This window comes from Pseudomonas sp. MDT2-39-1, assembly GCF_054898085.1.
In genome coordinates, this window is sequence record NZ_CM142716.1 from 5,036,600 (window position 1) to 5,049,631 (window position 13,032).

Sequence of the window (13,032 nt, forward strand, 5' to 3'; positions counted from 1 at the left end):
GACATGGCAATCAAGGTTCTGCTGGTCGAGGACGACCGCGCACTTCGCGAAGCGCTGGCCGATACGCTGCTGCTGGCGGGGCACGACTACACGGCGGTCGGTTCGGCGGAAGAGGCGCTCGCGACGGTCGGCAATGAGGTGTTCAGTCTGGTGATCAGCGACGTCAACATGCCGGGCATGGACGGCCATCAGCTGCTCGCGTTGCTGCGCGCGCGCCAGCCGCAGTTACCCGTGTTGCTGATGACCGCTCACGGCGCCGTCGAGCGGGCCGTCGATGCGATGCGCCAGGGCGCGGCGGATTACCTGGTCAAGCCGTTCGAGCCTAAAGCCTTGCTCGACTTGGTGGCGCGGCACGCATTGGGCGCGCTCGGTGCGACCGAGAGCGAAGGGCCGATCGCTTTCGAGCCGGCCAGCGTGCAGTTGCTGGAACTGGCCGCACGGGTCGCACGCAGTGATTCGACGGTGTTGATCTCCGGCGAGTCCGGTACCGGTAAAGAAGTCTTGGCGCGCTACATTCATCAGCACTCCCATCGCGCCAGTCAGCCGTTCATTGCGATCAACTGCGCGGCGATCCCCGACAACATGCTAGAAGCTACCTTGTTCGGTCACGAAAAAGGTTCGTTCACCGGTGCCATCGCGGCGCAGGCCGGCAAGTTCGAGCAGGCCGATGGCGGGACGATCCTGCTCGACGAAATTTCTGAAATGCCCCTCGGGCTCCAGGCCAAGTTGCTGCGTGTGTTGCAGGAGCGCGAAGTCGAACGGGTCGGCGCGCGCAAGCCGATTACCCTGGACATTCGGGTTGTGGCGACCACCAACCGTGATCTGTCCGGTGAAGTGGCGGCAGGGCGGTTTCGTGAAGATCTCTTCTATCGGTTATCGGTGTTTCCGCTGGCCTGGCGTCCGCTGCGCGAGCGCACCGCCGACATCCTGCCGCTGGCCGAGCGTCTGTTGGCCAAACACGTCAATAAAATGAAGCATGCCGCGGCGAAACTGTCGCCCGAGGCACAGGCGTGCCTGATCGGTTATCCGTGGCCGGGCAACGTGCGTGAACTGGACAACGCGATCCAGCGCGCCTTGATTCTGCAGCAGGGTGGTTTGATCCAGCCTCAGGATTTCTGCCTGTCCGGGTCGGTGGCCTGTGCACCGTTGCCTGCTTTGGTGCCTGTCCGGGCCGTGGAGGTCGAAGCCGAATCGGCTGGGGCGTTGGGCGATGACCTGCGCCGCCGTGAATTCCAGATGATCATCGACACCTTGCGCACCGAACGCGGCCGCCGTAAAGAAGCCGCCGAGCGATTGGGTATCAGCCCGCGCACCTTGCGCTACAAGCTGGCGCAGATGCGCGATGCCGGAATGGACGTGGAAGCGTACTTGTTCGCCACCTGATTCGATTTTTGTAGCAGCTTGAAGGATTGGAATGAGGGCTAAGGAAGGGCTTTTGTTCAGAGTGGCCTCGGAGCTGGCACCCTTGTTGCTAACACCTCACTACCCGCCGAGTGAGTGTCAAAAAATTGCGGGTCGCCAACGAGAGTAGACGATGAGCCAAGGTATTGAATTTAATCGGTTGATGCTCGACATGCGCTCCATGCAAATGGATGCCATGTCTGCGCCTAAATCGACTGCCGCAGTCCCTGAACTGGGTGGCAGCAGCTTTTCCGACATGCTCGGTCAGGCCGTCAATAAAGTGAACGACACCCAGCAGGCGTCCAGTCAGTTGGCCAGTGCCTTCGAGATTGGCAAAAGTGGCGTCGACCTGACGGATGTAATGATTTCCTCGCAGAAGGCCAGCGTGTCTTTTCAGGCGTTGACCCAAGTGCGCAACAAGCTGGTTCAGGCATACCAAGACATCATGCAGATGCCGGTTTAAGGACGAATTGAGTCATGGCAGAAGCAGTCGCTGATAACGTTCCGGCCAAGGCCACTCCGATAGACGGCAAACCGCCGCTGTTCGGGTTGTCCTTCCTGGAAAACCTCTCCGAGATGACCATGTTGCGTCAGGTGGGCCTGTTGGTCGGCTTGGCGGCGAGCGTGGCGATTGGCTTCGCCGTGGTGTTGTGGTCCCAGCAACCGGACTACCGGCCTCTGTACGGCAGCCTTGCCGGTATGGACGCCAAGCAGGTCATGGAAACCCTGGCCGCCGCCGATATTCCCTACAACGTTGAACCCAACTCCGGTGCCTTGCTGGTCAAGGCCGATGACCTGTCCCGTGCGCGGCTCAAGCTCGCGGCCTCTGGTGTCACTCCCAGCGACGGCAACATCGGTTTTGAAATCCTCGACAAGGACCAGGGCCTGGGGACCAGCCAGTTCATGGAAGCGACCCGTTATCGTCGCGGCCTCGAAGGCGAATTGGCTCGCACCATTTCCAGCCTGAACAACGTCAAGGGTGCCCGCGTGCACTTGGCGATTCCGAAGAGCTCGGTGTTCGTGCGTGACGAACGCAAGCCAAGCGCTTCGGTGCTGGTTGAACTGTATTCCGGCCGCTCGCTGGAGCCGGGTCAGGTGGTGGCGATCATCAACCTGGTCGCGACCAGCGTTCCCGAGCTCAGCAAATCCCAGATCACCGTGGTCGACCAGAAGGGCAACCTGCTGTCGGATCAGGCGGAAAATTCCGAACTGACCATGGCCGGCAAGCAATTCGATTACAGCCGTCGCATGGAAACCATGCTGACCCAGCGCGTACACAACATTCTGCAACCGGTGTTGGGCAACGACCGCTATAAAGCAGAAGTGTCGGCAGACGTGGACTTCAGTGCCGTCGAGTCAACCTCCGAGCAGTTCAACCCGGATCAACCGGCCTTGCGCAGCGAGCAGTCGGTCAATGAACAACGCACCGCCAGCAATGGCCCGCAAGGTGTGCCGGGTGCTTTGAGCAACCAGCCACCAGCGCCAGCCTCCGCGCCGCAAACCACCGGTGGCGCTACCGCGTCGGCCGGCATGGTGCAGCCAGGCCAGCCATTGATTGATGCCAACGGTCAGCAGATCATGGACCCGGCCACCGGCCAGCCCATGCTCGCACCGTACCCGGCGGACAAGCGTCAACAATCCACCAAGAACTTCGAACTCGACCGTTCCATCAGCCACACCAAGCAACAGCAAGGCCGTTTGAATCGTCTGTCGGTGTCGGTGGTGGTGGACGATCAGGTCAAGCTCAACGCAGCCAACGGCGAAACCACTCGTGCGCCGTGGAGCGCCGATGAATTGGCGCGCTTCACTCGCCTGGTACAGGACGCCGTCGGCTTCGACGCCAGCCGTGGCGACAGCGTCAGCGTGATCAACATGCCGTTTTCCGCCGAGCGCGGTGAAGTGATTGCCGATATTGCGTTCTACTCCCAGCCATGGTTCTGGGACATCGTCAAACAAGTGCTGGGTGTCTTGTTCATCCTGGTGCTGGTGTTCGGTGTGCTGCGTCCGGTGCTCAACAACATCACCGGTGGCGGCAAAGGCAAACAGCTAGCAGGCTTGGGTAGCGACGTCGAACTGGGTGGCATGGGCGGTCTGGACGGCGAACTGGCCAACGACCGCGTCAGCCTCGGTGGCCCGGCCAGCATCCTGCTGCCGAGCCCGAGCGAAGGCTATGACGCACAGTTGAACGCAATCAAGAGTCTGGTGGCAGAAGATCCGGGTCGCGTGGCCCAGGTCGTGAAAGAGTGGATTAACGCAGATGAGTGATAACCGAGCCGTTGCCGCCAAACTGACCAAGGTCGACAAAGCCGCGATTCTGCTGCTGTCGCTGGGGTCAACCGATGCCGCCCAGGTGCTGCGCCACATGGGGCCCAAAGAGGTCCAGCGTGTGGGTGTGGCCATGGCGCAAATGGGTAATGTGCACCGCGAGCAAGTCGAGCAGGTGATGAGCGAGTTCGTCGACATCGTCGGCGACCAGACCAGCCTCGGCGTCGGCTCCGACGACTACGTGCGCAAAATGCTCACTCAGGCACTGGGCGAAGACAAGGCCAATGGCCTGATCGACCGCATCCTGCTGGGCGGCAACACCAGCGGCCTCGACAGCCTGAAGTGGATGGAGCCGCGCGCCGTCGCCGACGTGATCCGTTACGAGCACCCGCAGATCCAGGCGATCGTCGTGGCGTACCTCGATCCGGACCAGGCCGGTGAAGTGCTCGGCAACTTCGACCACAAGGTGCGTCTGGACATCATTCTGCGGGTGTCCTCGCTGAACACTGTGCAGCCGGCGGCCCTGAAAGAACTCAACCAGATTCTCGAGAAGCAGTTCTCCGGTAACTCGAATGCCGCGCGCACCACCCTGGGTGGCATCAAGCGTGCGGCCGATATCATGAACTTCCTCGACAGCTCGATCGAAGGTCAGCTGATGGACTCGATCCGCGAAGTCGACGAAGACCTGTCCGGTCAGATCGAAGACCTCATGTTCGTGTTCAACAACTTGTCCGATGTCGACGACCGCGGGATTCAGGCGCTGCTGCGCGAAGTGTCCTCCGACGTGCTGGTGCTGGCCCTCAAGGGTTCGGACGAAGGCGTCAAAGAGAAGATCTTCAAGAACATGTCCAAGCGGGCGGCCGAACTGTTGCGCGACGACCTCGAGGCCAAAGGCCCGGTGCGCGTCAGCGACGTGGAAACCGCGCAGAAAGAAATCCTCACCATTGCCCGCCGTATGGCCGAAGCCGGAGAAATCGTTCTCGGCGGGAAGGGCGGCGAAGAGATGATCTAAGGTCACTATGTCGTCCAAACATGATGAGTCCCAGACCGACCTGATCCGAGGCAAGGCCGTCGCCGGTTTCGACGTTTGGGCGTTGCCCAGCTTCGATCCTTTTGTGCCGGAACCCGAGCCGGAGCCCGAGCCCGAGCCGCCGGAAATGGAAGAAGTGCCGCTGGATGAAGTCCAGCCACTGACCCTCGAAGAGCTCGAAAGCATTCGCCAGGAGGCCTACAACGAAGGCTTCGCCACGGGCGAGAAAGAAGGTTTTCACAGCACCACGCTCAAGGTCCGTCAGGAAGCCGAAGCCGTCCTGGCACCGAAGGTCGCGGGCCTGGAGCAGCTGATGGCCAACCTGTTCGAGCCTATTGCCGAGCAGGACACCCAGATCGAGAAGTCCCTGGTCGACCTCGTGCAGCACATCACCAAGCAGGTGATCCAGCGCGAACTGGCCATCGACTCGACGCAAATCGAACAGGTCATGCGCGAAGCCCTCAAGCTGTTGCCGTTGGGCGTGGGCAATGTGCGGCTGTACATCAACCCGCAAGATTTCGAACAGGTCAAAGCCCTGCGCGAGCGCCATGAAGAAACCTGGCGCATCGTCGAGGACGAGTCCCTACTGCCCGGCGGTTGCCGGGTCGAGACCGAACACAGTCGCATCGACGCCACCGTTGAAACCCGCGTCGCCCAGGTCATGGCCAAGCTGTTCGATCAGTTGCATGACCAGGCCTTGCACCCGGCTGCGCCGGACTTGAGCCTGGAGCTGCCGGTCGACGAAAAACCTGCGGTCGCTGCGGTCGAGCCAACACTGGACGACCCCGATGCGCCTTGATCGCACCAGCTTCGCCAAGCGCCTTGGCAGTTACGCCGAGGCCACGGAGCTTGCCGGCGCGCCGATCCTTGAAGGCCGCCTGCTGCGTATGGTCGGCCTGACCCTCGAAGCCGAAGGTTTGCGCGCCGCCATGGGCAGCCGCTGCATGGTCATCAACGATGACAGTTATCACCCGGTGCAAGTCGAAGCCGAAGTCATGGGCTTCTCCGGCAGCAAGGTGTTCCTGATGCCCGTCGGCAGCGTCGCCGGCATTGCGCCCGGTGCCCGCGTGGTTCCTATGGCGGACACCGGCCGCTTGCCGATGGGCATGAGCATGCTCGGACGGGTGCTTGACGGCGCCGGTCGTGCGCTGGACGGCAAGGGCGGCATGAAGGCCGAAGACTGGGTGCCGATGGACGGCCCGACCATCAACCCGCTCAAGCGCGAACCGATCAGCGAGCCGCTGGACGTGGGTATTCGCACCATCAACGGTTTGTTGACGGTCGGCCGCGGTCAGCGTCTCGGTCTGTTCGCCGGTACCGGCGTCGGTAAATCCGTGCTGCTGGGCATGATGACCCGCTTCACCGAGGCTGACATTATCGTCGTCGGGCTGATCGGTGAGCGGGGTCGTGAAGTTAAAGAATTCATCGAGCACATCCTCGGTGAAGAAGGGCTCAAGCGTTCTGTCGTCGTGGCGTCCCCGGCGGACGATGCGCCGCTGATGCGTCTGCGCGCGGCTATGTACTGCACGCGAATCGCCGAGTATTTCCGTGACAAGGGCAAAAACGTCCTGTTGCTCATGGATTCCCTGACCCGATTCGCCCAGGCCCAGCGAGAAATCGCCCTGGCCATCGGTGAGCCGCCAGCGACCAAGGGTTATCCGCCATCGGTGTTCGCTAAACTACCGAAACTGGTGGAGCGGGCCGGTAATGCCGAGAAGGGCGGCGGTTCGATCACCGCGTTCTACACCGTACTGTCCGAAGGCGATGACCAGCAGGACCCGATTGCCGACTCGGCGCGAGGCGTGCTCGACGGGCACATCGTGCTGTCCCGGCGCCTGGCGGAAGAAGGTCATTACCCGGCCATCGATATCGAAGCCTCCATCAGCCGGGTCATGCCATCGGTGGTCAGCCCCGAGCACATGTCGCGCGCGCAGATGTTCAAGCAGTATTGGTCGCGTTATCAGCAAAGCCGCGACTTGATCAGCGTCGGTGCCTACGTGCCGGGTGGTGATCGAGAAACCGACATCGCGATTTCCCTGCAGCCGGCCATGACCACTTATCTGCGTCAGGGCTTGAACGACAACATCGGCATGGGCGCCAGCGAAAACCACCTTGCCTCGATTTTCGCCCCGGCAGCGGGCGGCTAACCGGCCATGGCCCAGAGCCGCGCGGCACGCCTGGCACCCGTGGTGGAAATGGCCGAAAAGGCCGAAAAAACCGCGGTCATGCGCCTCGGGCACTTCCAGGGCCAGGTTCGTGTGGCGGAAAGCAAACTCGCCGACCTCGAAAACTTCCGCCTCGAATACCAGGAGCAATGGATCGTGCGCGGCAGCTCGGGCGTTTCCGGCCAGTGGTTGCTCGGCTACCAGGGCTTTCTTGCGCAACTGGGCACAGCCATCGATCAGCAGCGTCAGAGCCTGAACTGGCACCAGAACAACCTGAACAAGGCGCGCGATTCCTGGCAACAGGCGTTTGCCCGGGTTGAAGGCTTGCGCAAACTTGTACAACGCTACATGGACGAGGCGCGGAAGCTGGAAGACAAGCGCGAGCAGAAGCTGCTGGATGAGTTGTCCCAGCGGTTGCCGCGGCATGATCCGTACTGAGTCAGTCGGACCGCGTTATCGTTCTTCGCGGGCAAGCCTCGCTCCTACAGGTTATGTGCTGTCCATAATGCGTGAACGACACAAAACCTGTAGGAGCGAGGCTTGCCCGCGAAGGCGTCCTCAAAGACTCAGCAATTTCCCGCCTTGCTCCCATCTCCGCCAAGTGCTAAACCTTGTACACGTACGTTCACCCATGACAAGGAAGCCGATAAATGCCAGTCGTTACAAAAGTCTCCCAGGATGGGAAAAAGCTGACGATTTCGGTCGAGGGTCGATTCGATTTCGCCAAGCATCAGGAATTCCGAGAATCCTACGAGAGGCTTGAGCAAAAGCCCGAATCGTTCGAGGTGGATCTTAAAGCAGCCACCTACCTCGACAGTTCCGCGCTCGGCATGCTCCTGCTGTTGCGTGATCACGCCGGCGGTGAGAATGCCGAAATCACGTTGACCAACGCCAACGCCGATGTGCGCAAGATTCTCGCCATCTCCAATTTCGAACAAATCTTCGACGTTGCATGACCGCCATGCAGCCGTCGCTTGAATCGCTGACGATCCTCATCGCCGAAGACAGCGCGGCCGATCGCATGCTGCTGTCGACGATCGTCCGACGCCAGGGCCATGAAGTGCTGACGGCTGCCAACGGTGCCGAAGCGGTCGAAGCGTTTCGCGAGCAACGGCCGCACCTGGTGTTGATGGACGCCATGATGCCGGTGATGGACGGTTTCGAGGCGGCACGCCAGATCAAGGCGTTGGCTGGGGAAACCCTGGTGCCGATTATCTTCCTGACCTCGCTGACCGAAAGCGAGGCCCTGGCCCGGTGTCTGGAGGCCGGCGGCGACGATTTTCTGGCAAAGCCGTACAACCAGGTGATCCTCGCCGCCAAGATCAAGGCGATGGACCGCTTGCGCCGGTTGCAGGCCACGGTGTTGCAGCAACGTGACTTGATCGCCAAGCATCATGATTACTTGCTCAACGAGCAGCGGGTGGCCAAGGCCGTGTTTGACAAGGTGGCGCATTCGGGCTGCCTGAGTGCGCCGAACATCCGCTACCTGCAATCCCCTTATGCGCTGTTCAACGGCGATCTGCTGCTCGCGGCGTTCACCCCCGCCGGCGACATGCACGTGCTGCTGGGCGATTTCACCGGCCACGGTTTGCCGGCCGCCGTGGGCGCCATGCCCCTGGCTGAAGTCTTCTACGGCATGACCGCCAAGGGTTACGGCCTGGCTGAAACCCTGCGCGAAATGAACGCCAAGCTCAAACGCATCTTGCCGGTGGACATGTTCTGCTGCGCCACTTTGCTGTGCCTGAGCTTTCAGCGACGCTCGGTGGAAGTCTGGAACGGCGGGATGCCGGACGGTTACTTGCACAGCATCGCCAGCGGTGAGCGTACGCCGCTGCCGGCGCGGCACTTGCCGCTGGGTGTGCTGAGCCCGCAAACCTTCAATGACCGCACCGAAGTGTTTCCGATGGCCGTCGGCGATCGGGTGTTCCTGCTGTCCGACGGGGTCATCGATACCTGCGATGCCAACGAACAGTTGTTTGGTGTGGAGCGGTTGCAGCGGGTGTTCGCGGCCAATCGCCAGCCAGGCGCGCTGTTCGAGGAGATCGAGCAGGCGCTGCGGGACTTTCGTGGCGAGGCGCGCGATGACGTGAGCATGGTCGAGGTCAGTCTGCTGGAGGCGGCGCAACTGACTCCACCAGCGCCGGTGTATTCCGACAGCGGCCAGTCCTGTCCGCTGGACTGGTCGGTGAGTTTCGAGTTTCGCGCCGCGACCCTCAAACGTTTCAATCCGCTGCCGTATCTTTTGCAATTGCTGCTTGAGGTCCACGGCCTGCGGGCTCAGAGTGGTGCGCTCTACAGTGTGTTGGCAGAGCTTTACTCCAACGCCCTGGAACACGGCGTGCTCGGTCTGGATTCAAGTCTCAAACGTGATGCTTCGGGGTTCGCACGCTATTATCAAGCGCGCAATGAGCGGCTGGAGGCGTTGCACGACGGCTATGTGCGGGTGCATTTGCAGGTCGTGCCGACGGGCAAGGGCGGGAGCCTGATTGTGCGGGTCGAAGACAGCGGCAAGGGCTTTGATGTGGCGCGGGTGATGGAGCGTCCTGTCGATGGCAGCCGTCTGTCGGGGCGTGGCGTCAGTCTGATCCGCCAATTGAGCCGTAGCGCGAGCTGGTCGGACGACGGTCGAAGTGCAAGCGTGGAGTTTTTCTGGGAGGCTCTGGCATAATTCACCCATTCTTGATCAAGGAGTGAGCAAGTGGCTGACACACATCTGGACCGCGACGTGCTGAGCGCGTTGCAGGAAGTCATGGAGGGTGAGTATCCGACGTTGCTGGATACCTTCATCGCCGACTCCGAAGAACGCTTGCGCATCTTGCGCAAAGCCGAAGATGCCGCACAACTCATGAACGCTGCCCATAGCTTCAAGGGCAGCAGCAGCAATATGGGCGCCATTCGCCTGGCTGAGCTGTGCAATGAGCTTGAGCAGCGCGCCAGGCAAAAAAGCCTCACTGGTATTGAAAAACTGGTCGGCGAAATCGACGGCGAATTCGCCATTGTCCGTCCACTGTATGAGGCGGAGCGCCAGCGCTCTCTGGCTGACTAACGTGACCGTCCGGCGCTTTTGGCGCCTGTCGAGTTAATTTGGCTCGACCTTTGCAGTTATCTCACTCAACTGTACCTACGATCCCAGTGCAGCGGAGACCGTTTTATGCCCGTTACCCCCAATTCGCTTCTACAGGCCGTCGCGACGGCCAAGACTCAAGCCGCCTCCGCCAATACCCCGGCGCCGGCCGCTGAGCCAGGGGACAAGGCGTCCAGCTTCGCTGATGTCTACGCCAATCAAGCCCGGAACAAGCCTTCTGTGGTCGCTGATAAATCGACCAGACCTGCGACCGACAATGCTGCGCAAGGCTCCGGCAAACCGGATGCCAGCAGTGATAAGCCTGCCGCCCCGGAACCTGCGGTTGCCGATAGCGGCAATTCCTTGCCCGCCGATAAACCGGCGCCGACTGACGACGCCACTGCCAGCGACGACCAGCCCGGGACCACCGAAACGCTGGTGACCGATACGGCGCCCGTTGATCCGAGCCTCGATCCGGCCCTTGATCCTGCGTTGATGCAGGCAGTGCAACCGCTGGTGACCGTGCCGGTCGCGCAAACTACTGCGCCCGTTGTCACGAGCGCAGCGCCACAGGTTGAAGCGCCGGTTGCCGCCGCCGTCGTTGCCGCGACCGCGCAAGCAGCGCCCGTCACCGATAGCGAATTCGATCCGGAAGCTGATCCACTCGACGCGCTGCCCGCCGTGCGCATGGCCATGGAGCAGAGCGGTCATGTATCCGCTAGCAGCCAGTCCCAGCCAAAAGCCACGCCTGCCCAAACCCAGGCTGACGGTGAACTGACGACGGCGCAGAACTTTGCCGCCGGCATGGCGAGCATGCTCGATGTGCAAGCCGACAAGGACAGCACCAGTCAGGGCGGCGAGAAAACCTTCAGTGGTTTGATCGATAGCGGCCTCAAGGATTTGACGTCCACCAGCAGCGATACCCGTGTCGATGACTTCGCCAACCGCCTGGCGGCACTGACCCAGGCGGCCACACCGAAAACCGCCAATGCCTTGCCGGTGAACCAGCCGATCGCGATGCATCAGAGCGGCTGGACCGAGGAAGTGGTCAACCGCGTCATGTACCTCTCCAGCGCCAACCTCAAGGCGGCCGACATCCAGTTGCAACCGGCTGAGCTGGGGCGTCTCGATATCCGGGTGAACATGGTTCCGGATCAGCAGACCCAGGTTACCTTCATGAGCGCCCATCCAAGCGTTCGCGAAGCGCTGGACAGCCAGATGCATCGTCTGCGTGACATGTTTGCGCAACAAGGCATGGGTCAGGTCGACGTCAACGTGTCCGATCAGTCTCGTGGCTGGCAGGGGCAGGGGCAGGATCAGGCTCAACAGGGGCAGGGCGGTCGGACCAGCGCCAGCGGCGGACGCCTCGATGACATGGATGACGAGGTTGCACCGAGTGTCGCCGAAGTGGCAGCCACCGCCACCAGCGTGATCGGCTCCAGCGCCGTCGATTACTACGCCTGATCCAACACGTTCCCTGTAGGAGCGAGCGGTTCGGCGCTCCTACAGTTGATCTCCATTCGCTGTCTCCCATACCTCCCGACACTTCTGGCATAACACTTGCTCTTGCCTTGCCGTGCGACTGTGAAAACCCGAATAGTGACGGATTATTGGCATGGCGAAGAGCGACGCAGTAGTAAAAGACCCCGCAACCAAAGGCAAGATCAAGCTGATCATTGTGATCGTGGTGGCCCTGCTGCTGGCGATCGGCATGTCCGTGGGGGCGACCTGGTTCTTCATGCACAGCGCCCAGAGCAAGCCTGCCGCCGCTGAAACCGCCGTGGTCGGCAAGCAACCAGCGATTTTCGAGCCCATGGCCCCGGCCTTCGTGGCCAACTACAAACAGAACGGCCGCCAGAGCTTCATGCAGGTGAGTATCACCATGCTAGGGCGCAATCAGGCCGATCTGGATGCGCTCAAAGTGCACATGCCGTTGATCCGCAATAATCTGGTCATGCTGTTCTCCGGCCAGGATTTTGCCACGCTGGCGACCCCGGTCGGCCAGGAGATGTTGCGTCAGAAGGCCACGGCCAGCGTCCAGGAAGTGGCGCAGAAAGAACTCGGCAAAGTGGTTATCGAACAGCTGCTTTTTACTAATTTCGTACTGCAGTAGGAACACGACATGGCCGTGCAGGACCTGCTGTCCCAGGATGAGATCGATGCGCTGTTGCATGGCGTCGACGATGGTCTGGTACAGACCGATAACGTTGCTGAACCCGGCAGCGTCAAAAGCTACGACCTGACCAGCCAGGATCGCATCGTCCGCGGACGTATGCCGACCCTGGAAATGATCAACGAGCGTTTCGCCCGCTACACCCGCATCAGCATGTTCAACATGCTGCGCCGCTCGGCGGACGTTGCCGTCGGTGGTGTGCAGGTGATGAAGTTCGGCGAATACGTGCACTCGCTGTACGTGCCGACCAGTCTCAACCTGGTCAAGGTCAAGCCGTTGCGCGGCACCGCGCTGTTCATCCTCGACGCCAAACTGGTGTTCAAACTGGTGGACAACTTCTTCGGCGGCGACGGCCGTCACGCCAAGATCGAAGGGCGTGAATTCACCCCCACCGAACTGCGCGTCGTACGCATGGTGCTGGAGCAGGCCTTCGTCGATTTGAAGGAGGCCTGGCAGGCAATCATGGAAGTTAACTTCGAGTACATCAACTCGGAAGTGAACCCGGCCATGGCCAACATCGTCGGCCCGAGCGAAGCGGTGGTGGTCTCGACTTTCCACATCGAACTCGATGGCGGTGGCGGCGACCTGCACGTGACCATGCCGTACTCGATGATTGAGCCGGTGCGCGAAATGCTCGACGCCGGCTTCCAGTCGGACCTGGACGATCAGGACGAGCGTTGGGTCAACGCCCTGCGCCAGGACGTGCTGGACGTCGACGTGCCGATCGGTGCCACGGTTGCCCGTCGCCAGTTGCGCTTGCGCGACATTCTGCACATGCAGCCGGGGGATGTGATCCCGGTCGAAATGCCGGAAGAAATGATCATGCGCGCCAACGGCGTGCCGGCCTTCAAGGTCAAGATGGGCTCGCACAAAGGCAACCTCGCGTTGCAGGTGATCGAGCCGATCGAGCGCCGCTGACCGGCGCTCCAACCCC

13 protein-coding genes are annotated in these 13,032 nt (G+C 61.3%); all 13 read left to right on the forward strand.

From position 1 onward, the window contains the following. Positions 1 to 3 precede the first annotated feature (3 nt). Positions 4 to 1,383 carry a sigma-54-dependent transcriptional regulator gene (locus ACYZTM_RS23560; RefSeq protein ID WP_131061621.1) on the forward strand — a complete coding sequence of 460 codons (1,380 nt, stop codon included), beginning with the start codon at positions 4 to 6 and terminating at the stop codon, positions 1,381 to 1,383. 151 nt (positions 1,384 to 1,534) lie between these two features. After that, positions 1,535 to 1,864, forward strand: coding sequence for a flagellar hook-basal body complex protein FliE (gene fliE, locus ACYZTM_RS23565; protein WP_010456962.1), 330 nt, complete (start codon positions 1,535 to 1,537; stop codon positions 1,862 to 1,864). A 14-nt stretch (positions 1,865 to 1,878) separates the two neighbouring features. Next, positions 1,879 to 3,666, forward strand: coding sequence for a flagellar basal-body MS-ring/collar protein FliF (fliF, locus tag ACYZTM_RS23570; RefSeq protein ID WP_131061620.1), 1,788 nt, complete (start codon positions 1,879 to 1,881; stop codon positions 3,664 to 3,666). Beyond that, positions 3,659 to 4,678 (forward strand): flagellar motor switch protein FliG, encoded by a 1,020-nt coding sequence (gene fliG, locus ACYZTM_RS23575; RefSeq protein WP_131061619.1) that lies wholly within the window; start codon positions 3,659 to 3,661, stop codon positions 4,676 to 4,678. Before fliF ends, fliG begins: the two co-directional genes overlap by 8 nt. A 7-nt stretch (positions 4,679 to 4,685) precedes the next feature. Further along, complete coding sequence (gene fliH / locus ACYZTM_RS23580; protein ID WP_131061618.1) at positions 4,686 to 5,495, forward strand: flagellar assembly protein FliH; 810 nt, start codon at positions 4,686 to 4,688, stop codon at positions 5,493 to 5,495. Then, positions 5,485 to 6,843, forward strand: coding sequence for a flagellar protein export ATPase FliI (gene fliI, locus ACYZTM_RS23585; protein WP_131061617.1), 1,359 nt, complete (start codon positions 5,485 to 5,487; stop codon positions 6,841 to 6,843). The genes fliH and fliI overlap by 11 nt, the downstream gene beginning before the upstream one ends. A gap of 6 nt (positions 6,844 to 6,849) precedes the next feature. Further along, complete coding sequence (fliJ, locus tag ACYZTM_RS23590; protein ID WP_131061616.1) at positions 6,850 to 7,299, forward strand: flagellar export protein FliJ; 450 nt, start codon at positions 6,850 to 6,852, stop codon at positions 7,297 to 7,299. A 212-nt stretch (positions 7,300 to 7,511) separates the two neighbouring features. Further along, the gene (locus ACYZTM_RS23595; RefSeq protein ID WP_131061615.1) at positions 7,512 to 7,817 is read left to right on the forward strand and encodes an STAS domain-containing protein; all 306 of its coding nucleotides are present in this window, start codon (positions 7,512 to 7,514) and stop codon (positions 7,815 to 7,817) included. 5 nt (positions 7,818 to 7,822) lie between these two features. After that, on the forward strand, positions 7,823 to 9,529 hold the full coding sequence (locus ACYZTM_RS23600) for an ATP-binding SpoIIE family protein phosphatase (protein ID WP_461989194.1): 1,707 nt from the start codon (positions 7,823 to 7,825) through the stop codon (positions 9,527 to 9,529). Between the two features lie 30 nt (positions 9,530 to 9,559). Then, positions 9,560 to 9,907 carry an Hpt domain-containing protein gene (locus ACYZTM_RS23605; protein WP_461984925.1) on the forward strand — a complete coding sequence of 116 codons (348 nt, stop codon included), beginning with the start codon at positions 9,560 to 9,562 and terminating at the stop codon, positions 9,905 to 9,907. Between the two features lie 105 nt (positions 9,908 to 10,012). Then, positions 10,013 to 11,389: a flagellar hook-length control protein FliK gene (locus ACYZTM_RS23610; protein ID WP_461984927.1), complete on the forward strand. Its 1,377-nt coding sequence runs from the start codon at positions 10,013 to 10,015 to the stop codon at positions 11,387 to 11,389. A gap of 151 nt (positions 11,390 to 11,540) precedes the next feature. After that, entirely contained in the window at positions 11,541 to 12,038 is a 498-nt protein-coding gene (gene fliL / locus ACYZTM_RS23615; RefSeq protein ID WP_461984929.1) for a flagellar basal body-associated protein FliL, read from the forward strand. A 9-nt stretch (positions 12,039 to 12,047) separates the two neighbouring features. Further along, positions 12,048 to 13,016, forward strand: a complete 969-nt coding sequence (gene fliM / locus ACYZTM_RS23620) for a flagellar motor switch protein FliM (RefSeq protein WP_131061611.1) — start codon at positions 12,048 to 12,050, stop codon at positions 13,014 to 13,016. The last annotated feature ends 16 nt before the right edge of the window (positions 13,017 to 13,032 follow it).